Genomic DNA, 25,872 nt, shown 5'->3' on the forward strand with positions numbered 1-25,872 from the left:
TCCTCACGGCCACAGGCATGGCGGGCGCGCAAAGCGCCCCGCCGGCCCCTGCCCTGGTGCTGGAACTCAACGCCGCGCAACCCTCGGACAAGGGCTGCCGCTTCACTTTCGTCGTCACCAACAATCTCGGCGCCGAGCTTTCCAAGGCGGCGTTCGAAATTGCGCTGTTCAACGAGGCGGGCGTTGTCGACAGGCTGACGGTGCTCGATTTCAAGGAGCTGCCGGCCGGCAAGACCAAGGTCACGCGCTTCGACCTCTCGGGCACCGACTGCACGAAGGTCAGCCGTGTCCTGATCAACCAGGCAACTGATTGCGCTGGCGCCGGCATAGACGCGGCGGCCTGTCTCAAGGCGCTGCGAACCGAATCCAAATCCGGCATCGCCTTCGGCATCTGAGACCAGCCTTGCCCAGACTCCTCTCCCCTGGCGCCAGGCGCATCGAAAGGCATAAGCGCGTGTTCGGACTGAACAAATTCGATCAGTTGGTGAAGCGCCAAGGCGACGGGCTGCTGCCCGAGATGCGCGAGCTGTTCGATCGCCTGGCAGCGATCAAGGCAAGCGAAAACGTCACCGAGCTCGCAAGCTACCGTGCTCAGTCCCCGGCCCAGGCTGGGCCAAACCCGAGAATTGCCGGCGACTGCCCCGGCGCCAATGTTGTGTCGCTACGCAGCGCTCAAAGGACTACAACAGCGCAACGCAAGGCCCGTTGAAAGGAAGACCATGTACATCGCAATGAACCGCTTCAAGGTGCAGAACGGCTCTGAGACCGCCTTTGAAGACGTCTGGAAGAACCGCGACTCCTCGCTCAACGAGATGAAGGGTTTTCGCGAATTCCACCTTCTGCGCGGCCCGGCAAACGAAGCCGAAGGCTACACGCTTTACGCCTCGCACACGATCTGGGCGAGCCAGGACGACTTCGTCGCCTGGACGAAATCGGAAAACTTCCGCAACGCCCACAAGAATGCCGGCTCGTCCAAGGCATCCTATGTCGGCCATCCGCAGTTCGAGGGTTTTTCCGTCGTCGAAGGCGCCTGACGATTGACCGACCTCGCCCGTAGCATTCCGGTGATGCCCTCGCCTGACATCGGCGAGAGCCGCGATTTCTATCGCGACAGGCTTGGTTTCGACGTCATAGGTCCCGAGATGGACGACTATCTGATCGTGCGACGCGGCGAGATCGAGATCCATTTCTGGAAGACGGACGACCGCAAGCTGCCAGAGGTGACGTCCTGCTACATCAGGGGCGGCGAGGTTCCTGCCCTTCACGCCGAGTTTTCGGCGCGCGGCGTGGAACGGCTAAGCTCATTCACCGCACGGCCTTGGAACATGAAGGAATTCTACATCCACGACCCACACGGCAACCTGCTGCGCTTCGGTTGCGCGCCGGAAGAAACATAAAAAAGAGGGGCAGGCCCAGGCCTGCCCCTTTCGTTTTGTCCGAGCAAAATCTTGCTCTGGACCATGCCTTAGGCCGAGGCCAACAGGCTGGCGTTGCCGCCGGCCGCCGTCGTGTCGACGCAGACAGCACGCTCATGGGCGTAGGCGGCGGGATAGATCACCTCGCTGATCAGCGGAACGATCGGCCCCTTGCGCTCGGCGATGACCTTGCGCACGATCCGCGTGCTCTCTTCCGTACCCGAATAAGCCACGACATCGACGGCCAGCGCGCGCGCTTCCACCGGGTCGGGGCGACCGTCGATCGCGGCGATCGGCAAGTCCTTGCCCATCAGGGCATGGACGGCCGCCGGCGCGCCGGGCGCAACGGCCAGGACCGCATTGCCGGCGGCCAGCGCCTGGATTGCCTGGGCAAGCAGCGTCTCGGCGTCGGGGCCGAGGCACAACACACGGCCGCGCGGATTGAGCGACAGCGTGTTCGCTTCGCCAGTCGGTCCAGGAAGGTCGACCTGGCCGAAGTCGATGCTCGCCGCGGCCGCAATGGCCTGGGCACCCTTGCCACGCAGATGCTTGCGCAGGATGGCGATACGGTCGGGCCGCGTCGCCCATTCGCCGGCATCGACAAGATTGTCGACCAGCTCAGTCGCGGTGACCTTGCGGCCTTCCGGCAACTCCGTTCCCGCTTCGGGCGACTTGCGGAAGCGACGGAGATAGTGCGGGCCGCCGGCCTTGGGCCCGGTGCCCGACAGCCCCTCACCGCCGAACGGCTGCGAACCGACGACAGCGCCGATCTGGTTGCGGTTGACGTAGATGTTGCCGGCGTGGATGCCGTCGACGATGTGCTGGACGCGGCCCTCGATACGGGTGTGCAGGCCGAAGGTCAGGCCGTAGCCCTTGCGGTTGATCGCCGAAATGATGGCGTCGATCTCGTTCGCCTCGAAAGTCGCGACATGAAGCACGGGGCCAAACACCTCGCGCTCCATCTCCTCGATGCCCTTGACGCGGAAGACGTGCGGGGCCACGAAGCGGCCATCCGCAGGCGCATCGAGCTTGGCGATGAGCTTGCCCTTGGCCTCCATCTTTGCACAGTAGTCACTGATCGAGTTCTGCGCCTCTTCGTCGATGACCGGGCCGACATCGGTCGACAACTGCCACGGATCGCCGATGGTCAAGGCAGCCATCGCGCCCTTTAGCATCTCGACCATCTTCTTTTCGACATCGGTCTGGACGTAGAGCACGCGCAGGGCTGAGCAGCGCTGGCCGGCGCTCTGGAACGATGAGGCCAGCACGTCGCGGATCGCCTGCTCGGGCAATGCGGTGGAATCGACGATCATCGCATTCAGGCCGCCGGTCTCTGCGATCAGCATCGCGTCGGGCGCCGCCGTCTCAGCGAGCTGCTTTTCGATCAGCTTGGCGACCTCAGTCGAGCCTGTGAAGCAGACTCCGGCAATGCGCGGGTCGGCGGTCAGCGGCGCCCCAACGGTCGGGCCGTCGCCCGGCAGAAGCTGGATCACGTCTTCCGGAACGCCGGCCTCGCGCATCAAGGCAACCGCGCGGGCGGCGATCAGCGGTGTCTGCTCGGCGGGCTTGGCAATGACCGAATTGCCGGTGACGAGCGCCGCCGCGATCTGGCCGGTAAAGATGGCGAGCGGGAAATTCCATGGCGAAATGCAGACGATTGCACCACGCGCCTCGGTGCCGGCCTCGGTCTTCTCGGCTTCGGCAGCATAGTAGCGCAGGAAGTCGACCGCCTCGCGCACCTCGGCGACGCCGTCCGACAACGACTTTCCGGCCTCACGGGTGGCAAGGGCGAAGAACTCGGCGGCATTCGCCTCATAGAGATCGGCCGTGCGGCGCAGGATCGCTGCGCGCTCGCCAACAGGCCTCTTCGCCCAGGCCGGCTGCGCCTCGATGGCGAAACGCACGGCCGTCGGAACCTGCTTGGCGGCTGCGTCGGTCACCGTGCCGACAATATCGCCCGGCTTTGCCGGGTTGATCACCTTGCGAGATGCGCCGTAGCCGGCAGCACGGGTGACCGGTTTGGCCGTCCAGCGCTCCGGGCCCTTGAACTCCGCCTTGGCCTTGTTGAGTGCGGCAAGCGTCACCGGGTCGGTGATGTCCCAGCCCTTGGCGTTGATGCGGCCGGCACCGAAAATCGCGGCCGGTGCCGGGATCGACGGATTGGAGGCCGGGCCCTGCATTTCCACCGTATCGAGCGGATCGCGGGCGATGTCTTCCGGCGCCACGTCCTCGTCGGTCAGCTGATGCACGAAGGACGAGTTGGCACCGTTCTCGAGCAGGCGGCGGACCAGATAGGCGAGCAGGTCCGAATGCGCGCCGACCGGCGCATAGATGCGGCAGCGCGTACCCTCTGCCTTGCGCACCGTCTCGTGCAGCGCCTCGCCCATTCCGTGCAGGCGCTGGAACTCGAACGAGGTGCGGTCCGTGGCCATCGACAGGATGGCAGCGACGGTGTGGGCGTTGTGGGTGGCGAACTGCGGGTAGATGCGGTCCGTCATCGACAACAGCTTGCGGGCGCAGGCCATGTAGGACACGTCGGTGTTGGCCTTGCGGGTGAACACCGGATAGCCCGGCAGGCCCATCGTCTGGGCACGCTTGATCTCGGTGTCCCAATAGGCGCCCTTGACCAGCCGCACCATGATGTTGCGGTCGAGCTTGTTGGCGAGCGCATAGAGCCAGTCGATGACAAAGGCTGTACGTGGACCATAAGCCTGGACGACGACGCCAAATCCGTTCCAGCCTTCGAGCTGCGGGGCAGCCAGCACACGTTCGATGACGTCAAGCGAGAGATCAAGGCGATCGGCCTCCTCGGCATCGATGTTGAGGCCCATGCGCGCCTGCTTGGCGGCGAGGCACAGCGACAGCAGGCGCTCGGTCATGACAGGCAGCATCTCGTCCTTGTGCGAGACCTCGTAGCGCGGATGCAGCGCCGACAGCTTGACCGAAATGCCGTGGTTGTAGCGGATGTCTGGGCCGTTGGTGCCATTGTCGAGCGACGAGATCGCCTCGGCATAGGCGCGGTGATAGCGCAGCGCGTCGGTCTCGGTGCGGGCGGCTTCGCCCAGCATGTCGAAGGAATAGAGATAGCCCTTCTGGATCATCGAGCGACCGCGCTTGACGGCCTCGGTGATGGTGCGGCCAAGAACGAACTGCTCGCCCATTTCACGCATCGCTGCCGCAACCGCCGTGCGAATGACAGGTTCGCCCAAGCGGCGGACCATCGAGCGCAGGGTGCGTTCGATCGAGCCCTCGCCTTCGTCGAGCACGCGACCGGTCAGCATCAGCGCCCAGGTCGACGCATTGACGAAGATCGAACTCGAACCGCCGGAATGCGACGACCAGTCGTGCGGGGCGATCTTGTCCTTGATCAGGTCGTCCATGGTCTCGGTGTCGGGCACGCGCAGCAGCGCCTCGGCCAGGCACATCAGCGCAACGCCTTCCTTGGTGGACAGGCCGTAGGCCGAGAGGAAAACCTCCATCAAGCGCGGATCGGTCGAGCCGCGCACGGCGCGCACGAGATCGGCAGCGCGGGCGGAGATTGCCTTGCGGTCGTCGGCGGAAAGAGCGGCAGTCGCCGATAGCCGCTTCACGGCCTCAGCTTCATCAGGGAGGTAGTTGGCGCGGATTTCCTGGCGGATTGGGTCGAGCGCTGGCATGGCGTTCCTGTCGAGCAAATTGAGGCTGCGCCCGGCGGGAAACTCGCTGCCGAGCCTTTGTCGAAAGCTAGCACATCGCCCCGAAACTGGCCGGTCCAAAGAATTCGACTTTCTAGTCCAAAACGCCTAGGATCGGCACGCCTGCATCGCCAATAGAGCCGCCAAATTCATGCCTGAAGACCAACTGGACCGTATCGACCGCAACATCATGTTCGCTCTTTCACGCGACGGACGCCTGTCGATGGCAGAGCTTGCCACAAAAGTCGGGCTTTCCAAAACCCCCGTGCAGGCGCGGGTCAAGCGGCTGGAAAAGGATGGCTTCATCAAGGGCTATCAGGCGATCATCGACAGCGAACGCATGGGCGAAGGCCACGTCGCCTTTGTCCAGGTCAAGCTGTCGGATACGCGTTCGGCCGCACTCGACGATTTCAACCGCGCGGTCCATGCGGTGCGCGAGATCGAGCAATGCCACATGATGGCAGCGAGCTTCGACTATCTGCTGAAGGTGCGGACCAGGGATATCGCAGCCTACAGGCGTGTGCTCGGCGAGCGCATCTCCGCCCTGCCCCATGTCGCCCAGACATCGACATTCGTGGCAATGGAAACGGTGAAGGACCGCTGACTACTCGCTGAGGGTCTTCAGGAACGCCACGAGCGCTGCCCGTTCGCCGTCGGACAGCGCCACCGCATGTATCTCGCTCTCGCCCTCGACTGATTTCGGCGCAGTCGCGTAGTGGCTCACGACCTGCTCAAGGGTCGCGAACTGGCCTGCATGCATGTAGGGTGGACGCCCGGCAACGTTGCGCAGCGACGGCGTCTTGTAGGCGCGGACCAGTTCGGGCGAACTCTTTTGCACGAAGCGCAACTCGCCGCACGCCTCCTCACCGCCATCGCGGAACTTTCCCGCACAATTGAACGGATCGGCCAGAACCTCATCGACCACTGCGATGCGTCCACGATCCGCAGGCAATCCGGCGACCGGCGGCACACCGGTGTTGTGGAAGTGGTTGTCGGTAAAGCGGGGCCCGGTATGGCAGGTCGAGCAATTGGCCTTGCCGATGAAAAGCTTGAGCCCATGCCGCTCCTCGGCCGACAGATCGTCTTCGGCTGATGGACTTCGCCCCTGTGCCAACGCGTCGGCGAAACGGTCGAGGCGGGTTTTGCCGTGGACCAGCGAGCGCTCGAAGGCAGCGATCGCCTTGCCGATGTCGGAAAAGATGCGGTCGACGCCCTTGCGCTCCGCATCGCTCATCCCGGCCCAGGCGGCCTTCTCCGCCGGCGTGCCGAACGGCCCGGCACTGGCCGGCAACATCGACAGCTCAGGCAGCGGCTGGAAGATGCGCTCGTAGCGCTCGCCGAAGCGGCGCTTGAGGTAGTGCGCATAGGCCGTGCGCGTGCCGGCATGCTCGAGCACATTTTCCAGCGGCACCAGCGCTTGCGACCACAGGCTGTCGCGCCGGCCATCCCAGAAAAAAAACGGATCGCGCGCCACGCCCGCCAGCGGCATGGTGCGCCGGTTGGTCTCAGCTACACCTATGCCGCGCGGAAGATCGTCCTGGAACTGCCGGTCGATCTTGTGGCACGTGCCGCAGGCGACATTGCCGTCGCGGCTCATGCCGGTGTCGAAGAACAGCGTCGCGCCAAGTGCTGCAGCGCCCGGATCGTCGGCGAAGCGGTTGGTCGGATCCGGCGGCAGCGGTGCAAGTGCGGCCAGCGACATCGACACGATGGTACGCTTCTCCGCATCGCTGAAATCGGCATCGCTACAGCCCGCCAGCGCTGCCGTTATCGTCGCAGCGGCAATCAGCTTGGTGAGCAGGCCGCGTACCATCGCCTCACAGCACCAGGTTGAATGTGGCTTCGTCGGCGCCGGCAGGTGCGGTGATGCCAAACTTGAGCTGCCACCAGCCGGTCATGGAAAACTTCATGCCTTCGATGCGATAGCGGCCGTCGCCGAGATAAGCTGTCGCCTCTGGGCTCGTCGGCAGGCCATGCGCATGCTCGGGCATGCCGCCACCTATCGCGATCTCTGCACCTTCTACCGGCGCGCCCTGGCGCGTCTTCACCGTCACCACCCAGGCATGCAGGTCGCCCTGCCTGGGCTCACCGGCCTCGGGCGCAATGGACAATGCATAGAGACCCTTGGCCGAATTCTTGGAACGCGCGAGGTCGGGTCCCGGAGCCGCAGGAGCCGTCAGGAAAACGACTGACAGAAAGCCGATGGCCAGCGCCACCAGCCCGAACGCCCCGACAACCATGCGCCACGCTGAAGTCATTCCAGTTCCTCCCGCCTGCCGACAACGTTTTGCTGGCAGCGCGCCTTCCCGGCGCCACCAGATTCGCGGCAACGGCAAGATGGCCCGTTCTCAAGCACTTGGCTATTCGATACGCGACACGATGTCGGGACGGACTGAGCATAACAGTTACAACAGGTTACGCCGCTTTCCGGATTCTTCCTGTCAAAGTCTCAAAAGAAAACGCGCGACCCTAACGGACCGCGCGTTCATTCATTCCGGAGGAATCTGGAGCGCCTTAGAGGCCCAGCCCGCCGATGCAGACATATTTGGTGTCAAGATAATCCTCGATGCCCTGATGCCCGCCTTCGCGGCCAAGGCCGGATTCCTTGACGCCGCCGAACGGCGCTTCCGGCGTGGTGATCAGGCCTTCGTTGACACCAACCATGCCGTATTTCAGCCCCTCCATGACGCGGAAGGCACGGCCGAGGTCGCCGGTGTAGAAGTAGCTCGCAAGGCCGAACTCGGTGTCGTTGGCGAGTGCAATCGCCTCCTCTTCCGTCTCGAACTTGAAGACGGGGGCCACAGGACCAAAAATCTCGTCCTTCATGAACATCATGTCAGGCGTTGCGCCAGAAATGACGGTCGGCTCGAAGAACGAGCCGCCGAGCGCATGGCGCTTGCCGCCGGCAACCACCTTGCCGCCCTTGGCGGTTGCGTCGGCAATGAATTCCTCGACCTTCTCGACGGCCTTCTCGTCGATCAGCGGCCCCTGCTGCACGCCGGCGTCGAGGCCGGACCCGACCTTGAGCTTGTTCGAAGCCTCAGCCAGCTTCGTCACAAACTTGTCGTAGATGCCGGCCTGGGCGAAGAAGCGGTTGGTGCAGACGCAGGTCTGGCCGGAATTGCGGAACTTCGCGGTGATGGCGCCCTCGACGGCACGGTCGATGTCGGCGTCGTCGAAAACCAGGAACGGCGCGTTGCCACCGAGTTCCATCGACACCTTCTTCACGGTTGAAGCCGACTTGGCGATCAGCATCTTGCCGACCTCGGTCGAGCCGGTGAAGGTGATTTTCTTGACCAGCGGATTGGCGCAGATTTCGTCGCCGATCTCGCCAGCCGAGCCGGTCAAAACGTTGACCACGCCCTTGGGGAAGCCGACTTCCTCGCACAGCGCGCCCCAGGCAAGGCCCGAATAGGGTGTCTGCGACGCCGGCTTGACCACGGCAGTGCAGCCCGCGGCAAGTGCCGGCCCGAGCTTGCGCGACAACATCGACGACGGGAAATTCCACGGCGTGATGGCTGCAATGACGCCTACCGGCTCCTTGTTGACGAGGATGCGACGGTCGGCCCAGGGCGACGGCACGACATCACCATAGGTGCGGCGCGCCTCCTCGGCGAACCACAGCACATAGGCGGCCGACGAGCCGATCTCGCCCTTGGCCTCGGTCAGCGACTTGCCCTGCTCGATGGTCAGGAGTTCGGCCAGCGCATCCTGGTTGTCCATGATCGCGTCATGCAGCTTGCGCAGCAGCTTGGAGCGCTCGAGCGCCGAGGTCTTGCGATAGGTCTTGAAAGCCTCGTTGGCGGCCTCGATGGCACGCCGGGTCTCGGCGCCGCCCGAACGCGGCACCGTGCCGATCTTCAGGCCCGTCGCCGGGTTGATGACGTCTATGGTCTTGCCGGAATCGGCCTGCACCCATTCGCCGTTGATGAGATTGGCCTGCCGCATGAAATGACTTGTTTTCTGAAGCATGGCTTCATCTCCTGAAATGGCGCCGGTTGCGACGCAGGCTTAATCTGAAAATCTTCGAAAAGCGCCTGTTCGGGACGGATTGTCGCCCGATGCGCCCGGCAATTTAGTAGCGTGCCGCCGGGCCAGCGATCAACCGCATTATGGCATAGATGCGTTGGTCCAGCCTAACTGAATACCGCGCCTAACCAGGCACCCGGCCTACCCAAACACCATTGTCGCAACGGTCAGCCAGAACGCGGTAGTGACCACGGCGCAGGCCGTGGCGATCGTCATCTGGTTGGAGGCAAGCGCTTGGCCGGTGCCGAACTGCGTGGCGATGAGATAGGAATTGACGCCCGACGGCAGGCTCGCCGCTGCCACCGCGACTTTCGCCGACAAGGGCGGCAGGCCGAACAGCCAGGCAAACAGCAGCGCCACGGCCGGCATCAGCATCAGTTTGAGAACCGACAGTACCAATGCCGGCTTGATATTGCCCGAAATGCCGAACTTTCTGAGCCCGAGGCCCATGGCAAACAGCGCGACCGGGCCGGCAATGTTGGCAAGCGCATCGACGAAGCGCGTGGCAAGGCCTGGCATAGGCACGCCGGTCGCCCGCCAGGCGAGCCCGGCCAGGATGCCGACGATCAGCGGATTGGTCAGGATCTTGCGCAGGAAATCACGAATGATGACAAGCGGATGCATGGGTTCGCTACGCCGTGGCCCGAACATCTCGAACAGAATGATCGAAGCCATCATCATGGTCGGCAAGTGCACCGAAACGATCAATGACAGTAGCTCAAAACCTTCCTGGCCGAAGACGCCGAGCATGAAAGGGATGCCGAGCAGCACGAGATTGGAAAAGGCCGAGGAAACACCACCGACCACGCCTGCCTGCCCGTCGCGACCAAAAACGCGCGTCGTGACCAGATGCCCTGCTGTCCAGGCAACCGCAACGGCGATGAAATAGGTCGCCCACAGCGCCCATGGCGCCGATCCGTTGAAATCGGCGCCTATCATCGTGCGAAACAACAGCAGCGGCAGCGCGACCCCAATGGCGAATTCGGAAAGTGCATCGCCGGTTTCGGTGCGCAGATAGCCGGTCGCGCCTGAGAGATAGCCGAGAGCCACAAGGCCGAAGACGAAGAGCACGGTTTCAACGAGTGGTGACATCGGCGCTCTGGGAAGTCGAGAATCAGTTTTCAGAAGCATTGCGCCCTGCTCGACCTCGATCAAGCTCGGACGCGATCAGATCAGATGCCGGCCGACATCATTTGGCGTCGCCTTGCCTTTCAATCAGCTTTGGCCTCCCTATATCCGCATCGCCTGTTCGGGATCATTCATGCTCAGAATTGCCATTGCGATCATGCTGTTGTTCGGCGCGCTGCCCGCCCAGGCCACGGAAGCCGGTTGGGCGTTGCTGCGCAATGGCGGACATGTCGTGCTGCTGCGCAACGCCATGACCACCGGCACGGTCGAGCCACCCAACTTCGACCTCGAAAAATGCGCGACCCAGCTCAACTTGTCCGACCGCGGCCGCCAGCAGGCACGCAAGATCGGCGCGCTGTTCGCCGCCCGCGCCGCTCCCGTCGAGCGCATCCTGGCAAGCCGCTACTGCCGGACCCTGGAAACCGCTCGCCTCGCCTTCGATGACCAAAAGGTCGAGCCGATGGCCGCGCTCGACAAGCCGACGGAAGCCACCGCTGAAGCCGATATCGCCGCAGTCATGGACATCATCCGCAACTATTCCGGCTCTGATAACATCGTGCTCGTCACCCATCTCGAGAACATCCAGGCACTGACCGGCGCAGCGGCGCGCGAAGGCGAAGCGCTGATCGTCGGCCTGCAAGGAGAAAAGCTGCATGTGCTTGGCCGCATCGTATTCTAGTGCATCAAGAGGCTTGCCTTCCGCAACGTGCGGGGCCGGGCACTGCAACGCAGGCGCAGGATTTGGCCTTTTCCTGTCCGGAAAAACCGATTAGACAGCCCCTCAAAACTATGCGCGCAGAATCTGTCCCGGGTTCATGACCGCCCTCACCAAAGGAAAAACCGTGTCCACGACCTTCGAGAAAGTCGCCAAGATCATTGCCGAGACCAGCGAGATCGACATCGACACCATCACGCCCGAAAGCCACACCATCGACGATCTGGGCATCGACAGCCTCGACTTCCTCGACATCGTCTTTGCCGTTGACAAGGAATTCGGCATCAAGGTGCCGCTCGAGAAGTGGACGCAGGAAGTCAATGACGGCAAGGCTTCGACTGACGAGTACTTCGTCATGAAGAACCTCTGCGCCAAGATCGACGCGCTCGTCGCGGCGAAGAACGCCTGAGCACGCTGAAGCCGCCCATGGCCAATCGCGACGTCGTCATCACCGGCATCGGCCTCGTCTCCTCCCTTGGAGAAGGCGGCGCTGCCCATTGGGAAAAGCTGACAACAGCGGGCACAGCCCCGGTGATCGACGCCGAACGCTTCCAGCCCTATGCCATCCACCCCCTGCCCGAGATCGACTGGGGCCTGCAGATCGCCAAGCGTGGCGACCAGCGCCAGATGGAAACCTGGCAGCGGCTTGGTACCTATACGGCGGGTATGGCGCTGGACGATGCCGGCATCAAGGGCAATGACGAACTCAGCGCGACCATGGACATGGTCGTGGCGGCAGGCGGTGGCGAGCGCGACGAGTCGGTGGACGCCGGCGTGTTGGCGGCATCCGAAAACCGCACCGACCTCGACGTGCTGATCAACGAAAAGCTGACCACCGAACTTCGACCGACGCTGTTCCTCGCCCAGCTTTCCAACCTGCTCGCCGGCAACATCTCGATCGTCCACAAGGTTACCGGCTCCTCGCGCACCTTCATGGGTGAAGAAGGTGCCGGCGTTTCGGCCATCGAGACGGCAGCAGCCCGCATCCGTTCTGGCCAGTCGACGCATGTGCTGGTCGGCGGCGCGTTCCAGACCGAACACTCCGACATGCTGCTCGGCTACGAGCTCGCCGGCTATCTGCATCGCGGGCCGTGGAAACCCGTCTGGCAGCGTCAGGGCTCGGAAGGCGGCGGCGTCGTCACCGGCTCCGGCGGCGCGTTCCTGGTGCTTGAATCGCGCGATCACGCCGAAGCGCGTGGGCAGAAGATCTATGCCGAACTTGGCCCGGTCCTTTCTGGCCGCACCAAGCGCCGCAATGGCGGGCTCGAAGCAGCCATTGGCGCGCTGCTTGCCAAGGCCGAGATTCCGGAAGGCGAACTGCTGGCAATCTCGGGCTCTTCTGGCGCCCATGCTGCAACGGCCGCTGAAAAGGCCGCCCTCGACTCCAATCCCGCAATCGCCGCGCGTGCCCTTTCGTCACTAACCGGGCACATGAAGGAAGCACAATTTCCGTTCGCGGTTGCTCTGGCCGCCCTCGCTGTCGAGCGCGGCGCCGGCTATCCGGCATTTGAAGCAGGCGAAAGAGAATTTGCGGGCAAGCCACGCAATGTTCTCGCAACGGCGATCGGCTATCACCAATTCGAAGGCATGGCGCTCGTCTCCGCGCCGCGCTGAAGGGTGTCAGGACAAAACATGGCCAATCTGAAGGATCATCTCGGCAGACCCGTCGTTGCCGTCACCGGCATCGGCGTCGTCACCTCACTTGGTGTCGGCAAGGCCGACAACTGGGCCGCACTGACGTCAGGCAAGTCGGGCATTCATCCGATCACCCGCTTCCCCACCGATCTGCTCAACACCCGCATCTCCGGCATGGTCGATTTCCTGCCGTCGAGCGCCAAGGGCGCCAGCGCGCTGACTTACGAACTGGCCGAAACGGCAGCACTCGAAGCCGTCGAGGAGGCAGGTTTTGCCTCCGACGACTTCGACGGGCCGCTGTTCCTCGCCTCGCCGCCGGTCGAGCTCGACTGGCGCGACCGCTTCACGCTCTATGCCGGCGACGACGAAGGCTCGGCCTCCGAGCGCCTGCTGAAGGTCGCGCGCAGCCAGAACTCGCTCGACATGTTCGACACCTCGCAGTTCGGCTCGATCGCCGATCGCCTCGCTGACCGGTTCGGCACGCGCGGCCTGCCGATCACCACCTCGACCGCCTGCGCATCGGGCGCCACCGCCATCCAACTCGGGGTTGAAGCCATTCGTCGCGGCGAATGCGACCGCGCGCTGTCGGTTGGTGCCGATGGCTCGGCGACGGCAGAAGCGCTGATCCGCTTTTCGCTGCTCTCGGCGCTTTCGACCAACAACGACGTGCCGGAAAAGGCCTCCAAGCCGTTCTCAAAGGACCGGGACGGCTTCGTGCTGGCCGAAGGTTCGGCCGCGCTCGTGCTCGAATCGCTCGAAAGCGCGCTCGCCCGTGGTGCCGAGGTGCTCGGCATCCTCCGAGGCTGCGGCGAAAAGGCCGACGACTTCCACCGGACCCGCTCCAAGCCCGACGGCTCGCCGGCGATCGCCGCGGTCAAGGCAGCCCTTGCCGATGCTGGTCTCGCCGAAGACGAAATCGACTACGTCAATGCGCACGGCACCTCGACGCCCGAGAACGACAAGATGGAGCATCTGTCGCTGTCGACGGTGTTCGGCGAGCGCATCCGCAAGATTCCGGTGTCGTCGAACAAGTCTATGATCGGTCACACGCTCTCGGCAGCCGGCGCCATTGAGGCCGCTTTCTCGCTGATGACCATGCGTGAAGGCGTCATTCCCCCGACCATCAACTACGACAATCCCGATCCTTCGATCGAGCTCGACGTGGTGCCGAACGTGAAGCGGAAGGCCGAGGTTCGCACCGTGCTTTCCAACTCCTTCGGCTTCGGCGGCCAGAACACCTGCCTTGTCATGGCGCGGGAACCGGTCTAAGCGACCGCCTATACGTCCCAGAGACAAGGATTTAGCGACATCATGCGCGCATTGCAGCTCGTCGAGGACCGCCGGCTCGAGCAGGTGGACATTGCACCACCTCCCCCTCCAGGCCTTGGCGAAGTCACGTTGCGCATCAAGGCCGTGGCGCTCAACCACATCGATGTCTGGGGCTGGCGCGGCATGGCATTCGCCAAGCGCAAGCTGCCGCTGGTCATCGGCGCCGAAGCCTCCGGCGAGGTCGACGAAGTTGGCCCCGGCGTCACCGGCCTAGCACCCGGCCAGCTCGTTTCGATCTACGGCGCCCGAACCTGTGGCCTGTGCCGCCCGTGCCGCGAAGGCCGCGACAATCTCTGCGAACACGTCTCGGGCGTACACGGCTTCCACCTCGACGGCTTTGCCCAGGAAAAGATCAACCTGCCGGCGCGCCTCTTGGTGCCAGCCCCTCCCGGCGTCGACGCCATCGGTGCTGCGGTAGCTCCCGTCACCTTCGGCACCGTCGAGCACATGCTGTTCGACAACGCCAAGCTTGAGCCTGGCGAGACGATCCTGGTTCACGCCGGCGGTTCGGGCATCGGCTCTGCCGCGATTCAGCTCGCCAAGAAGATGGGCTGCACCGTCATCACCACCGTCGGCTCCAACGACAAGATCGAGAAGGCCAAGGCACTCGGCGCCGATCATGTCATCAACTATCGCGAAGACCGCTTCGAAGGCGTCGTGCGCAAGCTGACGAAGAAAAAGGGCGTCGACGTCGTGTTCGAGCACGTCGGCAAGGACACCTGGGCCGGTTCAATGTTCAGCCTGAAGCGCGGCGGCCGCCTCGTCACCTGCGGCTCGACGTCAGGCGTGTCGACCGAAATCAACCTGATGATGCTGTTCCAGCAGCAGCTCAAGCTGCTCGGCTCCTTTGGCTGCCGCATGGAAAACATGGCCGACGCCATGCAGAAGATGGCCGCCGGCCTGGTCAAGCCGATCATCGACACCGAAGTCGATTTCACCTCCATCGACACCGCGCTGAAGCGGATGGAGGGTCGCGACGTGTTCGGCAAGATCATCCTCCGCATCGACTGAGGATTTTCCCGAATTGCCCCGCAGGAAGGCCAGCAAGATCCCCAGCCCCACGATGATGCGCATCATGGGGCGGCTGCGCATGCTGAACTACTGGCTGGTGGCTCAGGTCGCCTTGGTGGCGCTCAAGCTGCTGCGCTTGCTGCCTGTCGACAAGGCGCTCAACTTCGCCGATCGCGCCGCCCGCACCGTTGGCCCATGGTTCGGCCGTCACCGCGTGGCGCTGTCCAACCTGCGCGCCGCCTATCCCGAGAAAAGCGAAGCCGAAATCGAAGCCATTGCCCTCGACATGTGGGGTAACATGGGCCGGCTTGGCGCGGAATATATCTTCCTCGAGCAGATATTCGACCATGATCCGGAAGCGAAGACGCCTGGTCGCATCGAAGTGACCGGACGCGACCATTTCCTCAAAATCGCCAGCGAGGACAGGCCGCACATCGTCTTCACCGCCCATCTCGGCAATTTCGAGCTGCTGCCGATCGCCGCCGCCACCTTCGGCATGAAGATCACATCGCTGTTCCGCCCGCCGAACAACCCCTATCTGGCGGAATACATCTTCTCGACACGTGCTTCGAACATGGGCGACCTGCTTGCTTCGCAGCGCGGCGCATCCTTCGCGCTTGCCGGCATTCTTGACCGCGGCGGCAATGTCGGCGTGCTCGTCGACCAGAAATTCAAGCGCGGGCTGAGGACGACATTCTTCGGCCGCGAATGCGAGACCAACCCGGTGCTCGCCATGCTCGCCCGTCACTACGACTGCGACGTCTACCCGGCCCATTGCATCCGCCTGCCCGGCGGGCGCTACAGGCTGACGATCGAAGAGAAACTGACACTGCCGCGCCGCGACGATGGCGCCGTCGATGTCCAGGCGACCACACAGATGCTCAACGACACCGTCGAGCGCTGGATCCGTGAAGATCCGGGCCAGTGGATGTGGTTCCACAAGCGCTGGGGCCTGACCGAAGGCAAGCGCCGCAAGGTCAACAAGGCGGGGAAGATATCAGCCGATTCCTGACGGTCTATCCGCCGTAGTAGTTCATGACCGCGTGCCGGGCTTCGGCGAAGAACAGCCAGCGTTCGACGACAAGGCCGAGCGCGTAGCAGAGCGCGGCCAGGACAGCTGCCGGCACGGCTGCCGCTCCACCGGCAAAGATCGCCATCAGCAGCAGTACGATGGGGGCCACCCCACCGACCAGGATAGCAAGCCTGGACAGCTTGAGCGCATGTTTGCGCGCGACCTTGAAGCCCATTTCCCGGGTCAGATAGTTGTCGTTGATGTGGGGTCGTTCGAACAGCCTGACATGGCCGATATTGCCGAGCCCGGTGGCGCTCTCGGGCGTCGAGAGCGGTACCAAAGTGCGCAGCCGGTTCCACCAAGCGTGCTTCGCAATCCACGCAACCGCGACCAAGATCAGCGCCAAAATGGCGCAAACTGTAGCCCCGCTCCCCGAGACAAAGGCGCCGACAGTTGCTAGCAGCAGCCCGCCAGCAGCAGCGAACAACAGGTAGCACAGCGGCGTAAGCCCTGTGTTCCAGGCCTGGATCGAGCGCAGCGAGGCATAGATCATCGCCGTGCAGTAAACGGTGATGCCACACATGACTGACCCGATCAGGCCTACCACTGGAAGGTAGCGCCCCTCGACGACGGCGAACCATGTCGAAACCATCAGCGGCAGGAAGGTTGCAATCGCCATCACGCCCTCGCGCGAAAGCCAGCTCGAGCGCCATTGCGACAGCGCCCGCCATGCCCGTTGCGGATTGCCGAGATGCAGCGTCGACGACAGCAGCCCGCCCGCTATCATCGCCAGCGCGCCTAGATGGGCAAGCTTGACCGACAGGGTCGAGGCGTCGAGCAGGCCAAGCCCGAGCACCGCCGCCAGGCCGTAGCCGAGCCCGGAAAGCGTGGTGAACAAGATGATGGAGAATGCGGGATGCATGTTTCAGATTCGGTCTAGCATGCCGTCGAGCCAGGCAAAGAAGCCCTTGGCACCGTCAGTGTTTTCAGCGAGCACGGCAGAACCGGCACTTGCGGCCAGCGGCTTGCGCGGCCGTGGCGGCAGGTACTTGTTGGTCGGGCGTGTGCCCTGCTCCGGCATCAAGTCGTAGCCGCCGCGTTCGGCCACCATGCGCGAGACCTCGGAGCCGGGATCGGCGAGATCGCCGTAGTGTCGGGCGTTGGCCGGGCATGTGCGCACGCACGAAGGCACGCGGTCGATCTCCTTCAGCGTCTCGTTGTAGACGCGGTCGACACACAACGTGCATTTCTTCATCACGCCGGCGGCGAGGTCCATCTCACGCGCGCCATAGGCACAGGACCATGCGCACAGGCCGCAGCCGATGCATTTGCTCTCGTCGACCAGAACGATGCCATCTTCGGCGCGCTTATAGGAGGCGCCTGTCGGGCACACCGTGACGCACGGCGCGTCCTCGCAATGCAGGCAGGATTTCGGGAAATGCACGATACGTGCCTCGCCCGCCTCGCCGATCACCTGCCCGCCTTCGGGCACGACTTCAAACGTGTGAATGCGGTTGAGGAACGTGCCGGATACTTCGGCGCCATATGGATCCTGGTCGGACAACGCCGCGCCATAACCTCCGGTGTTCCATTCCTTGCAGCTGATGACGCAGGCATGGCAACCGACGCAGACGTCGAGGTCGATGACCAGCCCGAGCTTTTTCGGTGTCGGCAATGACGGCAGGCTGGTCATGGTCTGTCCCTCCCTTCGCCCCGTTCACGGGGAGAAGGTGGTCTGAAGGACCGGATGAGGGGCAGCGCAAGCCGATGATGGCGATGCGGCCCCTCACCTGCCTGCCGGCATTCTCTCCCCGTAAACAAGGAGAGGACACGTGTTCTGGCCGCCGCAGCAATGGTCATTTCGCCCACTCCTGGCCGTAGCGGAGTTCGTCCACAGGGGTGCGCGCCTCACCCGGCTGTGCGACAGCGGCAAAATGCGGCTCGCTAACTTCAGCCGGTTCGGCTTTCTCGATGCGTACGCGCAGATCGTACCAGGCGGCCTGACCGGTGATCGGATCGGAGTTCGACCAGCGCATGCCATCGCCCTTCGGCGGTAGAAGTTCGTGGATCAAGTGATTCATCAGGAAGCCTTTTTTGGCTTCGGGCGCATCCTTGTCGAGCGCCCAGGCGCCTTCGCGCTTGCCGATCGCGTTCCATGTCCAGATCGTGCTCGAATTGACCGCCTCCATACGCGCGACCTCGACCTTGATGCGGCCGTGATGCGAGATCACCCAGACCCAGTCGCCGTCGACGAGCCCGACTTGGTCGCAGATCGGGCCGGGCACGTAGAGCGGGTTCCTGGTGTGGATCTGCCTCAACCAGGCGTTCATCGAGCCCCAGGAGTGGTACATCGCCGCCGGTCGCTGGGTGATGGCGTGGTAAGGATACTCCTCCCGGCTGACCGCCGCTTCCTCGAACGGCCGGTACCACATCGGCAGCGGATCGAAGGTGGCGAGGATGCGCTCACGATGCGTCTCGGGCGCCACCGGTTCGCGCAGGCCTTCGGCCGAAAGCCGGAATTTCTGCAGCGTCTCCTGATAGAGCTGGAAAATCACCGGCTTCGGCTCGTCGAAGAAGCCCATGCGCACGGCGAAATCCTGGTAGGCCTTGTTGGCGTGCTTGAAGAATTGCGCTTCGAGCGGGATGTGGGCCGAAAAGAACGAGCCGTTCTCGATATAGCGGTTGAGCTGCTCCGGGTTGATCGCCCCACGCCCGGTACGGTCGCCATTGCTGCCGCGGAAGCCCGCCAGCGGCCCGATGCCCGGACGCCGTTCATGGCGCACGATGTAGTCGGCATAGTCCTTGTACAGCGCCTTGCCACGGCTATCGACGAATCCGGGCAGCTTGAGCCGCGCACCAAGGTCGATCAGCACGCTCTGGAAGCCGCGCACGTCGCGATCGGGTTCGACCACCGGCCAGCGGATGGCGTCCTGCACCGCGTCGGGCTCGGAGATCGGCCGGTCGAGCAGCGAAATACAGTCATGCCGCTCAAGATACGTCGTGTCCGGCAGCACGAGATCGGCATAAGCGACCATCTCGGAGGAATAGGCGTCGGAATAGATGATCTTCGGGATGCGGTATTCGCCTGTCTCAGGGTCCTTGTCTTCCAGCATCTTGATGACGCCCGCCGTGTTCATCGACGAGTTCCACGCCATGTTGGCCATGTAGAGGAACATCAGGTCGATTGGATACGGGTCGCCGGCATGCGCGTTGGCGATGACCATGTGCATCAGTCCATGGGCCGAGATCGGGGCATCCCAGGAAAACGCCTTGTCGATGCGCATCGGCTTGCCGTCGGCATCGATCAGCAGGTCCTCCGGCCCGCGGGGAAAACCGAGATGCGGGCCCGACAGCGGTTTGTTGGAGCCGAAATGCTCGGCCTTGCCGTGCGGCGTCGGATGCGCCTCGATCGGCTTGGGATAAGGCGGCTCGAAACGGAACGCTCCCGGGCAGTCGACGGCGCCGATCAGCACCTGCAGCATGTGCAAGGCGCGTGCCGTCTGAAAGCCATTGGAATGCGCCGAAAGCCCGCGCATCGCGTGGAAAGACACCGGCCGTCCGACGAATGCCTCGTGGTGCTCGCCATTCATGTCGGTCCAGGGCTGATCGATTGTGATCGCGTCGTCGAAGGCGACACGCGCGATCTCGGCGGCGAGGCCCCGGATGACGTCGGCGGCGACGCCGGTTTCCCTGGCGACCGCCTCCGGCGCATATTGCGGGTCGAGATATTTTTCCGCCAGAAGCTGGAACGACGGCACGGCAAACCGCCCGTCCGGCAATTCTACCCGGCCTGACAAGGCCGCCCTTGCGCCTTTCGTGCCCAGTGGCACGACATGCTCGGTCACGGATTCAAAGACCTGCGGCTTGCCGCTGTCGTCGCGTACGAAAAGTCCGTGTTCGGCTGTTCCCGGCGCATCGACCACCAGCCAGGTCGCGTTTGAATAGCGCACGATGTAGTCGACATCGATCTTCCGCGCCTTGAGCAGTTCGTGCACGACGGCAAGGATCAGCAGGCCATCGGTGCCGGGGCGGATACCGATCCAGTTGTCGGCAACGGACGAATAGCCTGTACGCACAGGATTCACCGAGACAAAGCGCGCGCCGCGTTTCTTGAGCTTCGAAATGCCGATCTTGAGCGGGTTGGAATCGTGATCCTCAGCGACGCCGAACATCACAAACAGCTTGGTGCGGTCCCAGTCCGGCGCGCCGAACTCCCAGAACGCCCCGCCGATGGTCATGATGCCGGCGGCCGCCATGTTGACAGAGCAGAAGCCGCCATGGGCGGCGTAGTTGGGCGTGCCGAACTGCTGCGCCCAGAAGCCGGTCAGTGACTGCGACTGGTCGCGCCCGGTGAAGAAGGCCAGCTTCTTCGGATCGGCCTGCCGCACGCCGTCCAGCCAGCCGGTCGCAAGCGCCAGGGCCTCGTCCCAGGAAATCTCCTTGAACTGGCCCGACCCGCGCGGTCCGGTCCTGAGCAACGGCGCACGCAACCGTGCCGGCGCATAATGCTGCATGATGCCAGCCGAGCCCTTGGCGCACAGGACACCGCGATTGACCGGATGATCACGGTTTCCTTCGATGTAGCGGACCTTGCCGTCCTTGAGATGGACGTCGATGCCACAGCGGCAGGCGCACATGTAGCAGGTGGTCTTGCGGACCTCGTCGGAGACACGTTCCGAAAGCGCGACATGCGGTTCTGACTTCATCCGGCGAACTCCCTGAACATGAGTCCTACCGAGGCCACGGCTGAAAGGAAATGCCCGAAAAAGGCTCTCTACGGCAAAATTTGTCTATATCCTGAAAGGAACTTAGGTCAGGCGCCTAAAGTAGCGCCAGAAATGAAAAGGCCGAGGAGCCCCCACTCCCCGGCCTTTTCGTAGGCACGTCGCCCCGAAACTGAATTGAGGGCACATTAGCACCAACTTTATAGACGGCAATTCCCGGACCGTTGATCGACGGATCGTTCAGGGACTTTGGCCGCCGCATGAAGCAATTTTGCAACAGAAATGCCAGTATCCGGGAAAACGATACGTATGTTTCCGCATCGAACGGTCAGTTGGTAACGACGATCCTCGTATTGCTCGCCCCGACTTCCCTGACCAGCGAATAGAACCTTGCGGCATTGGCGGTCTGCAGCCGCACACAACCATGCGATGCCGGACGGCCCAACTGCCTGACCGCACCCGTGCCATGGATGGCGTAGCCGCCATTGTAGAACACCGAATAGGGCATCGGCGAATTGTCGTATTTCTGCGAGTACCACATCCGGTGCAGGCGCTTGGGCCGCCAGCTGCCGCGCGGGGTGACATATCCCCTGCGTGCCGTCGAAACCGGCCATTGGTGGATCACCCGCCCGTCAAAGCTGACGGTCATGGTCTGCGTCGCGATACTGACCCTCGCGACAAGAACATCTGCAAGTGCCTGAGTTGGAACGCCAGCAAAGCCCAGTGCGGCGGCCATGAAGAGAGCCTTGTACATTCTTCGCACACTCCCCGAACCGGCAGTATTTTCCCTGCCCGCCAAAGATGGGAGCATGAAAAGCTGTACGGTTGGTAAATTGAACGCGAAAGATGAACACAACCAACAACACTACCACAGGTAGCGGTCGCGCATTTTTGCCGGCTTTCAGGTGGCCCAAGTCAGTGCCCCTCGCCGCCCCCTCTGGCCCAGTTGACTCGACCCGGCATGGGCATAGGCTGCCCGTCGCAGCTGGAGCCACGTTCCAAGATGCTCCAGCCGGATAACGTGCGGCCAACAGCGGACCGTCGCCCGGAGGATCTCAGAAATGCAACAATCCCAATATTTTAGCGGTATGAGCAGGCGAAACCTGCTGTCGTTGATCGGCCTCACGGCAGGCACGGCGGCGATGTACCAGGCGATGACCAGCCTCGGTCTCGCGGTTGAATCAGGCTACAAGGGACCGGTGAAACTGGAAGGCGATCCGAAGGGCGCCAGCGTGCTTATCCTCGGTGCCGGCCTCGCCGGCATGACGGCCGCACTGGAACTCCGGCAGGCCGGATACAAGGTCAAGATCCTCGAATACAACAACAGATCGGGCGGGCGTAACTGGACGCTGCGCGGCGGCGACACCTACACCGAACTCGGCGGCGCGACGCAGAAATGCGAATTCGACGAAGGCCTCTACATCAATCCCGGGCCGTGGCGCATTCCCTATCACCACAACGGGCTCCTGGCCTATTGCCGGCGTCTTGGCGTCACACTGGAACCGTTCCAGCAGATCAACCACAACGCCTTCTTGCATTCGTCCAAGGCGTTCGGCGGCAAGCCGCAGCGCGTCCGCGACATCAAGATCGACTTCCAGGGCCATGTCTCCGAACTGCTTGCCAAGGTCGCGCACACCGGCAAGCTCGAAGGCAGCGTCACCAAGGAAGACCAGGAGATGCTGGTCGAGGCACTGCGTTCCTGGGGCGCGCTCGACAAGGACTATGCCTATACCAAGAGCGTTGCGAACTCCGAATTCCGTGGTTTCGCCAAGGATCCGGGCGGCGGTCTCGGCGCGGCACCGGTGCCGAGCGATCCCATTGCGCTGACTGACATCCTGAGCTCGGGCCTGTGGGGCAGCCTCGCCAATTTCGCGCTCTACGAATTCCAGACGACGATGTTCCAGCCTGTCGGCGGCGTCGACATGATCGGCAAGGCCTTCACCAAGGAGGTCGGCGACCTCATTACCTACAACGCCAAGGTCTCCAAGATCCACCAGGACGACAAGGGCGTCACTGTCACCTACGAGGACGTCCAGAAGCCAGGAACGATGACGGAGGAAAAGGCCGACTGGTGCATCTGCACCATCCCGCTGACCATCCTCAGCCAGATCGAGATCAATGTCGGCGCCCCGATGCAGGCGGCGATCGAGGCAGTGCCTTACGCGTCGTCGGTCAAGGTCGGCCTGCAGTTCAAGCGCCGTTTCTGGGAACAGGACGAACTCATCTTCGGCGGCGTCAGCTACACCGACCTGCCGATCACCCAGATTTCGTATCCGAGCACCGGCTTCAACACCAACGGCAAGGGTGTTCTGCTCGGCGCCTACACCTGGAACGGCCCGCACTCATACGAATTCACCTCGATGGCACCGGAGGAGCGCGTCAAGCGCGCCGTCGAATACGGCTCGCAGATCCACCCGCAATACAAGGACGAGTTCGAGAACGGCATCTCGATGGCCTGGCACCGCTCGCCCTTCACACTGGGCTGCGCCGGCGACTGGACCGAGGAAGCGCGCAAGGAGCACTACGACAACCTTTGCCAGATCGATGGCCGCATCGTGCTCGCCGGCGAACATGCCTCTTATATTCCGGCCTGGATGGAAGGGGCGATCCTATCGTCGCTCGATGCCATCACCAGGCTGCATCAACGCGTCGTGGCGGGATGACGGCAGTGCCCGTTCGTCCCTCAACCCTCGTTTTCGCAAGGCATGCCATCATGACCCAGCAATCCAAGCACACTTTTGGCCTTTTGGCCGTAACCGCCGTCTTCACCGTTTTTTCCGCCGCCGGGGCCTTGGCCGACTCGGCGGGCGCAACCTTCAGCGACGGTGACAACTTCTCGGAAAAAACCGGCCAGGAGCTTTACGCAAACGTCTGCCAGGCCTGCCACATGGATCAGGGCCAGGGCGCGGTTGGCGCCGGCAAATATCCGGCGCTCGCCAAGAACGAGAACCTGGAAGCTGGCGGCTACCCCGTCTACGTCATCCTGCACGGCCAAAAAGGCATGCCGCCCGTCGGCAGCATGATGAGCGACGACCAGGTGGCCGCTGTCGTCAACTATGTCAGGACCAATTTCGGCAACGACTACAAGGACCCGGTAACAGCCGAAGATGTTGCCGGCGCGCGCTGACACATCAGCGCCAAAGTCGAGCGGCGATCATAGGCGAATCGACAGTTTGGAGCGCTCGCTCCAGCGACCGAAGCAGCCGGTCAATCCTGCCGGCTTCTTCACTTTCATGCGGCAAAAGGAGAACTAGATGACAACAATGCGGATCGGTGCCGCCACGCTCGTGGTCGGCCTCTTCCTCGCAGGTGGCGCGATGGCCCAAGACGTCGTGCGCCACAAGAACCCGAACTCGGACTTCCCGATCGCCCAGGCGGTCGAAGTGCCTGCCGGCAAGACCACCGTCTATGTCAGTGGCGCTGTCCCCTCCGTCGTCGACGAAAAGGCCGAAAAGGGCAGCATCGCCGCCTTTGGCGACACCAAGACCCAGACGGAATCGGTATTGAAATCCATCGAAAAGACCCTTGAAGGCCTCGGCCTCAAGATGGGCGATGTGGTCAAGATGCAGGTTTTCCTCGTCGGCGATCCAGACAAGGGCGGCAAGATGGATTTCGGTGGCTTCATGGAAGGCTACACCAAGTTCTTCGGCACCAAGGAGCAGCCGAACCTGCCGGCCCGCTCGGTCATGCAGGTCGCCGGCCTCGTTGCTCCCGGCTGGCTGGTCGAGATCGAAGTCACGGCCGTTCGCCCCTGAGTGGAATGGTTTGCGTGGGCTGCCCCCGAAACGGGCAGCCTGCGCGCTCGACAGCGGCTGACGGATGCGCAAGACTGGCAACGATCCGGGCAAGGTGAAGCCAGACAAAGTGAACAATGTCGACCGCATGTATGACAAGCTTTTCAAGATCATAGACGACCGTCGTGAAGAACTGGCGGAACTGACTGCGGAGCTGATCCGTTTTCCCACCATCAACCCGCCCGGCGACGCCTATCGCCCGTGTGCGGAATACCTCGGCAATCGCCTGGCCAGGCGCGGCTTCGGCGTCGAATACATCAGGGCCGAAGGCACGCCAGGCGACACCGACCGCTATCCGCGCATCAATGTCGTCGCCCGCTTCGATGGCCGCGTGCCAGGACCTACAGTCCATTTCAATTCCCATATCGACGTCGTAGAGGCCGGCGAAGGTTGGTCGGTCGATCCCTTTGCAGGCGTCATCCGCGATGGCCGGGTCTATGGCCGTGGCGCCTGCGACATGAAGGGCGGCCTCGCCGCGTCGATCATTGCCGCCGAAGCGTTCATGGACATCAATCCGGATTTCCCTGGCGCCATCGAGATATCGGGCACGGTCGACGAGGAATCGGGCGGGTTCGGCGGCGTCGCCTATCTTGCTGGCAAGGGATACTTCTCCAAGCCCAGGGTCGACCACGTCATCATTCCGGAGCCACTCAACAAGGATCGCATCTGCCTCGGCCATCGCGGCGTCTGGTGGGCCGAAATCGAGACCAAGGGCGAGATCGCCCACGGCTCCATGCCTTTCCTCGGCGACTGCGCCGTCCGCCACATGGGTGCCGTGCTCGAAGCCTTCGAGCAAGAGCTGTTCCCCGCGCTCGACCGCAAGACGACTCGCATGCCGGTGGTGCCGGAAGGCGCGCGGCGCTCGACCATGAACATCAATTCGATCCATGGCGGCCAGACCGACGACTTTCGCCCAGGCCTGCCCTCGCCCAACGTGCCTGATTCCTGCCGCCTGACTATCGACCGCCGCTTCCTGCTCGAAGAAAACATCGCCGACGTGAAAGGCGAAGTCACAAGCATTCTCGACCGGCTGAAGCGCGAGCGCAAAAAATTCGACTATGAGATCCGAGACATCATGGAGGTCCAGCCGCTGATGACCGAGCGCGACGCGCCGGTGGTATCGGCCATAGCCAGGGGAATCCGCGAGATTTTCGACAAGGAACCGGAATATGTCATCTCGCCGGGCACCTACGACCAGAAGCATGTCGCCCGCATCGGCCATTTGTACGATTGCATCGCCTATGGCCCCGGTATCCTCGACCTTGCGCACCGGCCGGATGAATGGGTCGGAATCGACGACATGGTCCAGTCGGCGAAGGTGATGGCAATAGGCCTCGACATCTTGTTGCGCGGCCAGTTCAACGGCTGAGCAGCGAAGCAACGCCTGTTGCGGCGTGAGAAAATCA

24 protein-coding genes are annotated in these 25,872 nt (G+C 63.0%); 15 read left to right on the forward strand and 9 right to left on the reverse strand.

Features of this window, described 5'->3' with window-relative positions:
- Positions 1-17: 17 nt before the first annotated feature.
- The 4 genes from J1C56_RS10265 to J1C56_RS10280 are packed head-to-tail and all read left to right on the forward strand — an operon-like array spanning position 18 to position 1,397.
- Complete coding sequence (locus J1C56_RS10265) at positions 18-395, forward strand: hypothetical protein (RefSeq protein WP_246591348.1); 378 nt, start codon at positions 18-20, stop codon at positions 393-395.
- Between the two features lie 59 nt (positions 396-454).
- Positions 455-709, forward strand: coding sequence for a hypothetical protein (locus J1C56_RS10270; RefSeq protein WP_214388652.1), 255 nt, complete (start codon positions 455-457; stop codon positions 707-709).
- 10 nt (positions 710-719) lie between these two features.
- Entirely contained in the window at positions 720-1,034 is a 315-nt protein-coding gene (hmuQ, locus tag J1C56_RS10275; protein WP_214388654.1) for a heme-degrading protein HmuQ, read from the forward strand.
- A gap of 3 nt (positions 1,035-1,037) precedes the next feature.
- Positions 1,038-1,397: a bleomycin resistance protein gene (locus J1C56_RS10280; RefSeq protein WP_246591299.1), complete on the forward strand. Its 360-nt coding sequence runs from the start codon at positions 1,038-1,040 to the stop codon at positions 1,395-1,397.
- 68 nt (positions 1,398-1,465) lie between these two features.
- Here J1C56_RS10280 and putA read toward each other — a convergent pair whose 3' ends face one another.
- Positions 1,466-5,071: a bifunctional proline dehydrogenase/L-glutamate gamma-semialdehyde dehydrogenase PutA gene (gene putA, locus J1C56_RS10285; RefSeq protein WP_214388656.1), complete on the reverse strand. Its 3,606-nt coding sequence runs from the start codon at positions 5,069-5,071 to the stop codon at positions 1,466-1,468.
- A 169-nt stretch (positions 5,072-5,240) separates the two neighbouring features.
- Here putA and J1C56_RS10290 point away from each other — a divergent pair, with 169 nt between their 5' ends.
- On the forward strand, positions 5,241-5,693 hold the full coding sequence (locus J1C56_RS10290; protein WP_214388659.1) for an Lrp/AsnC ligand binding domain-containing protein: 453 nt from the start codon (positions 5,241-5,243) through the stop codon (positions 5,691-5,693).
- Here the strand turns inward: J1C56_RS10290 and J1C56_RS10295 are convergent, their stop codons facing one another.
- The 4 genes from J1C56_RS10295 to J1C56_RS10310 form a co-directional block, all read right to left on the reverse strand.
- Positions 5,694-6,902, reverse strand: a complete 1,209-nt coding sequence (locus J1C56_RS10295) for a cytochrome-c peroxidase (protein ID WP_214388661.1) — start codon at positions 6,900-6,902, stop codon at positions 5,694-5,696. It abuts the gene before it with no gap.
- A 4-nt stretch (positions 6,903-6,906) separates the two neighbouring features.
- Positions 6,907-7,347 (reverse strand): FixH family protein, encoded by a 441-nt coding sequence (locus tag J1C56_RS10300; RefSeq protein ID WP_214388663.1) that lies wholly within the window; start codon positions 7,345-7,347, stop codon positions 6,907-6,909.
- A gap of 256 nt (positions 7,348-7,603) precedes the next feature.
- On the reverse strand, positions 7,604-9,061 hold the full coding sequence (locus J1C56_RS10305; protein WP_214388665.1) for an NAD-dependent succinate-semialdehyde dehydrogenase: 1,458 nt from the start codon (positions 9,059-9,061) through the stop codon (positions 7,604-7,606).
- A gap of 198 nt (positions 9,062-9,259) precedes the next feature.
- On the reverse strand, positions 9,260-10,210 hold the full coding sequence (locus J1C56_RS10310; protein WP_214388667.1) for an AEC family transporter: 951 nt from the start codon (positions 10,208-10,210) through the stop codon (positions 9,260-9,262).
- Positions 10,211-10,379: 169 nt separating this feature from the next.
- On the opposite strand from J1C56_RS10310, the gene J1C56_RS10315 reads away from it, so the two are divergent.
- The 6 genes from J1C56_RS10315 (at position 10,380) to J1C56_RS10340 (ending at position 15,948) form a co-directional block, all read left to right on the forward strand.
- Positions 10,380-10,925, forward strand: coding sequence for a histidine phosphatase family protein (locus tag J1C56_RS10315; protein ID WP_214388669.1), 546 nt, complete (start codon positions 10,380-10,382; stop codon positions 10,923-10,925).
- Between the two features lie 136 nt (positions 10,926-11,061).
- The gene (locus J1C56_RS10320; protein ID WP_214388672.1) at positions 11,062-11,370 is read left to right on the forward strand and encodes an acyl carrier protein; all 309 of its coding nucleotides are present in this window, start codon (positions 11,062-11,064) and stop codon (positions 11,368-11,370) included.
- Between the two features lie 17 nt (positions 11,371-11,387).
- Positions 11,388-12,575, forward strand: coding sequence for a beta-ketoacyl-ACP synthase (locus J1C56_RS10325; protein WP_214388674.1), 1,188 nt, complete (start codon positions 11,388-11,390; stop codon positions 12,573-12,575).
- An 18-nt stretch (positions 12,576-12,593) separates the two neighbouring features.
- Positions 12,594-13,865: a beta-ketoacyl-ACP synthase gene (locus tag J1C56_RS10330; protein WP_214388676.1), complete on the forward strand. Its 1,272-nt coding sequence runs from the start codon at positions 12,594-12,596 to the stop codon at positions 13,863-13,865.
- 42 nt (positions 13,866-13,907) lie between these two features.
- Complete coding sequence (locus tag J1C56_RS10335; protein ID WP_214388677.1) at positions 13,908-14,936, forward strand: zinc-binding dehydrogenase; 1,029 nt, start codon at positions 13,908-13,910, stop codon at positions 14,934-14,936.
- A gap of 52 nt (positions 14,937-14,988) precedes the next feature.
- Positions 14,989-15,948 carry a lipid A biosynthesis lauroyl acyltransferase gene (locus tag J1C56_RS10340; RefSeq protein WP_214390195.1) on the forward strand — a complete coding sequence of 320 codons (960 nt, stop codon included), beginning with the start codon at positions 14,989-14,991 and terminating at the stop codon, positions 15,946-15,948.
- A 4-nt stretch (positions 15,949-15,952) separates the two neighbouring features.
- On the opposite strand, the gene J1C56_RS10345 is transcribed toward J1C56_RS10340, so the two are convergent.
- The 4 genes from J1C56_RS10345 to J1C56_RS10360 form a co-directional block, all read right to left on the reverse strand.
- Positions 15,953-16,870: a dimethyl sulfoxide reductase anchor subunit family protein gene (locus J1C56_RS10345; protein WP_214388678.1), complete on the reverse strand. Its 918-nt coding sequence runs from the start codon at positions 16,868-16,870 to the stop codon at positions 15,953-15,955.
- 3 nt (positions 16,871-16,873) lie between these two features.
- Positions 16,874-17,641, reverse strand: a complete 768-nt coding sequence (locus tag J1C56_RS10350; protein WP_214388681.1) for a 4Fe-4S dicluster domain-containing protein — start codon at positions 17,639-17,641, stop codon at positions 16,874-16,876.
- A 163-nt stretch (positions 17,642-17,804) separates the two neighbouring features.
- A complete protein-coding gene (locus J1C56_RS10355; RefSeq protein WP_214388683.1) occupies positions 17,805-20,654 on the reverse strand; it encodes a molybdopterin oxidoreductase family protein in 2,850 nt (949 codons plus the stop codon).
- A 346-nt stretch (positions 20,655-21,000) separates the two neighbouring features.
- Entirely contained in the window at positions 21,001-21,426 is a 426-nt protein-coding gene (locus J1C56_RS10360) for a L,D-transpeptidase (RefSeq protein ID WP_214388685.1), read from the reverse strand.
- Between the two features lie 307 nt (positions 21,427-21,733).
- Between J1C56_RS10360 and J1C56_RS10365 the strand changes: the two genes are divergently transcribed.
- The 4 genes from J1C56_RS10365 to J1C56_RS10380 all read left to right on the forward strand — a co-directional run bounded on the left by J1C56_RS10365 (position 21,734) and on the right by J1C56_RS10380 (position 25,835).
- Positions 21,734-23,335: a flavin monoamine oxidase family protein gene (locus J1C56_RS10365; RefSeq protein WP_246591300.1), complete on the forward strand. Its 1,602-nt coding sequence runs from the start codon at positions 21,734-21,736 to the stop codon at positions 23,333-23,335.
- Positions 23,336-23,385: 50 nt separating this feature from the next.
- Positions 23,386-23,799: a c-type cytochrome gene (locus J1C56_RS10370; protein ID WP_246591301.1), complete on the forward strand. Its 414-nt coding sequence runs from the start codon at positions 23,386-23,388 to the stop codon at positions 23,797-23,799.
- A gap of 127 nt (positions 23,800-23,926) precedes the next feature.
- Positions 23,927-24,427 carry a RidA family protein gene (locus J1C56_RS10375; protein WP_214388690.1) on the forward strand — a complete coding sequence of 167 codons (501 nt, stop codon included), beginning with the start codon at positions 23,927-23,929 and terminating at the stop codon, positions 24,425-24,427.
- Positions 24,428-24,554: 127 nt separating this feature from the next.
- On the forward strand, positions 24,555-25,835 hold the full coding sequence (locus J1C56_RS10380) for an acetylornithine deacetylase/succinyl-diaminopimelate desuccinylase family protein (protein ID WP_214390199.1): 1,281 nt from the start codon (positions 24,555-24,557) through the stop codon (positions 25,833-25,835).
- The last annotated feature ends 37 nt before the right edge of the window (positions 25,836-25,872 follow it).

Origin of the sequence: Aminobacter anthyllidis (assembly GCF_018555685.1) — a bacterium.
GTDB classification, from domain to species: domain Bacteria; phylum Pseudomonadota; class Alphaproteobacteria; order Rhizobiales; family Rhizobiaceae; genus Aminobacter; species Aminobacter anthyllidis.

Excerpts from the sequence above, each read along its gene's own strand:
- J1C56_RS10265 (WP_246591348.1), top strand. The coding sequence starts at position 18 with ATGGCGGGCGCGCAAAGCGCCCCGCCGGCCCCTGCCCTGGTGCTGGAA.
- hmuQ (WP_214388654.1), top strand. The coding sequence starts at position 720 with ATGTACATCGCAATGAACCGCTTCAAGGTGCAGAACGGCTCTGAGACC.
- putA (WP_214388656.1), bottom strand. The coding sequence starts at position 5,071 with ATGCCAGCGCTCGACCCAATCCGCCAGGAAATCCGCGCCAACTACCTC.
- J1C56_RS10290 (WP_214388659.1), top strand. The coding sequence starts at position 5,241 with ATGCCTGAAGACCAACTGGACCGTATCGACCGCAACATCATGTTCGCT.
- J1C56_RS10295 (WP_214388661.1), bottom strand. The coding sequence starts at position 6,902 with ATGGTACGCGGCCTGCTCACCAAGCTGATTGCCGCTGCGACGATAACG.
- J1C56_RS10300 (WP_214388663.1), bottom strand. The coding sequence starts at position 7,347 with ATGACTTCAGCGTGGCGCATGGTTGTCGGGGCGTTCGGGCTGGTGGCG.
- J1C56_RS10305 (WP_214388665.1), bottom strand. The coding sequence starts at position 9,061 with ATGCTTCAGAAAACAAGTCATTTCATGCGGCAGGCCAATCTCATCAAC.
- J1C56_RS10310 (WP_214388667.1), bottom strand. The coding sequence starts at position 10,210 with ATGTCACCACTCGTTGAAACCGTGCTCTTCGTCTTCGGCCTTGTGGCT.
- J1C56_RS10315 (WP_214388669.1), top strand. The coding sequence starts at position 10,380 with ATGCTCAGAATTGCCATTGCGATCATGCTGTTGTTCGGCGCGCTGCCC.
- J1C56_RS10320 (WP_214388672.1), top strand. The coding sequence starts at position 11,062 with ATGACCGCCCTCACCAAAGGAAAAACCGTGTCCACGACCTTCGAGAAA.
- J1C56_RS10325 (WP_214388674.1), top strand. The coding sequence starts at position 11,388 with ATGGCCAATCGCGACGTCGTCATCACCGGCATCGGCCTCGTCTCCTCC.
- J1C56_RS10330 (WP_214388676.1), top strand. The coding sequence starts at position 12,594 with ATGGCCAATCTGAAGGATCATCTCGGCAGACCCGTCGTTGCCGTCACC.
- J1C56_RS10335 (WP_214388677.1), top strand. The coding sequence starts at position 13,908 with ATGCGCGCATTGCAGCTCGTCGAGGACCGCCGGCTCGAGCAGGTGGAC.
- J1C56_RS10340 (WP_214390195.1), top strand. The coding sequence starts at position 14,989 with ATGATGCGCATCATGGGGCGGCTGCGCATGCTGAACTACTGGCTGGTG.
- J1C56_RS10345 (WP_214388678.1), bottom strand. The coding sequence starts at position 16,870 with ATGCATCCCGCATTCTCCATCATCTTGTTCACCACGCTTTCCGGGCTC.
- J1C56_RS10350 (WP_214388681.1), bottom strand. The coding sequence starts at position 17,641 with ATGACCAGCCTGCCGTCATTGCCGACACCGAAAAAGCTCGGGCTGGTC.
- J1C56_RS10355 (WP_214388683.1), bottom strand. The coding sequence starts at position 20,654 with ATGAAGTCAGAACCGCATGTCGCGCTTTCGGAACGTGTCTCCGACGAG.
- J1C56_RS10360 (WP_214388685.1), bottom strand. The coding sequence starts at position 21,426 with ATGTACAAGGCTCTCTTCATGGCCGCCGCACTGGGCTTTGCTGGCGTT.
- J1C56_RS10365 (WP_246591300.1), top strand. The coding sequence starts at position 21,734 with ATGCAACAATCCCAATATTTTAGCGGTATGAGCAGGCGAAACCTGCTG.
- J1C56_RS10370 (WP_246591301.1), top strand. The coding sequence starts at position 23,386 with ATGACCCAGCAATCCAAGCACACTTTTGGCCTTTTGGCCGTAACCGCC.
- J1C56_RS10375 (WP_214388690.1), top strand. The coding sequence starts at position 23,927 with ATGACAACAATGCGGATCGGTGCCGCCACGCTCGTGGTCGGCCTCTTC.
- J1C56_RS10380 (WP_214390199.1), top strand. The coding sequence starts at position 24,555 with ATGTATGACAAGCTTTTCAAGATCATAGACGACCGTCGTGAAGAACTG.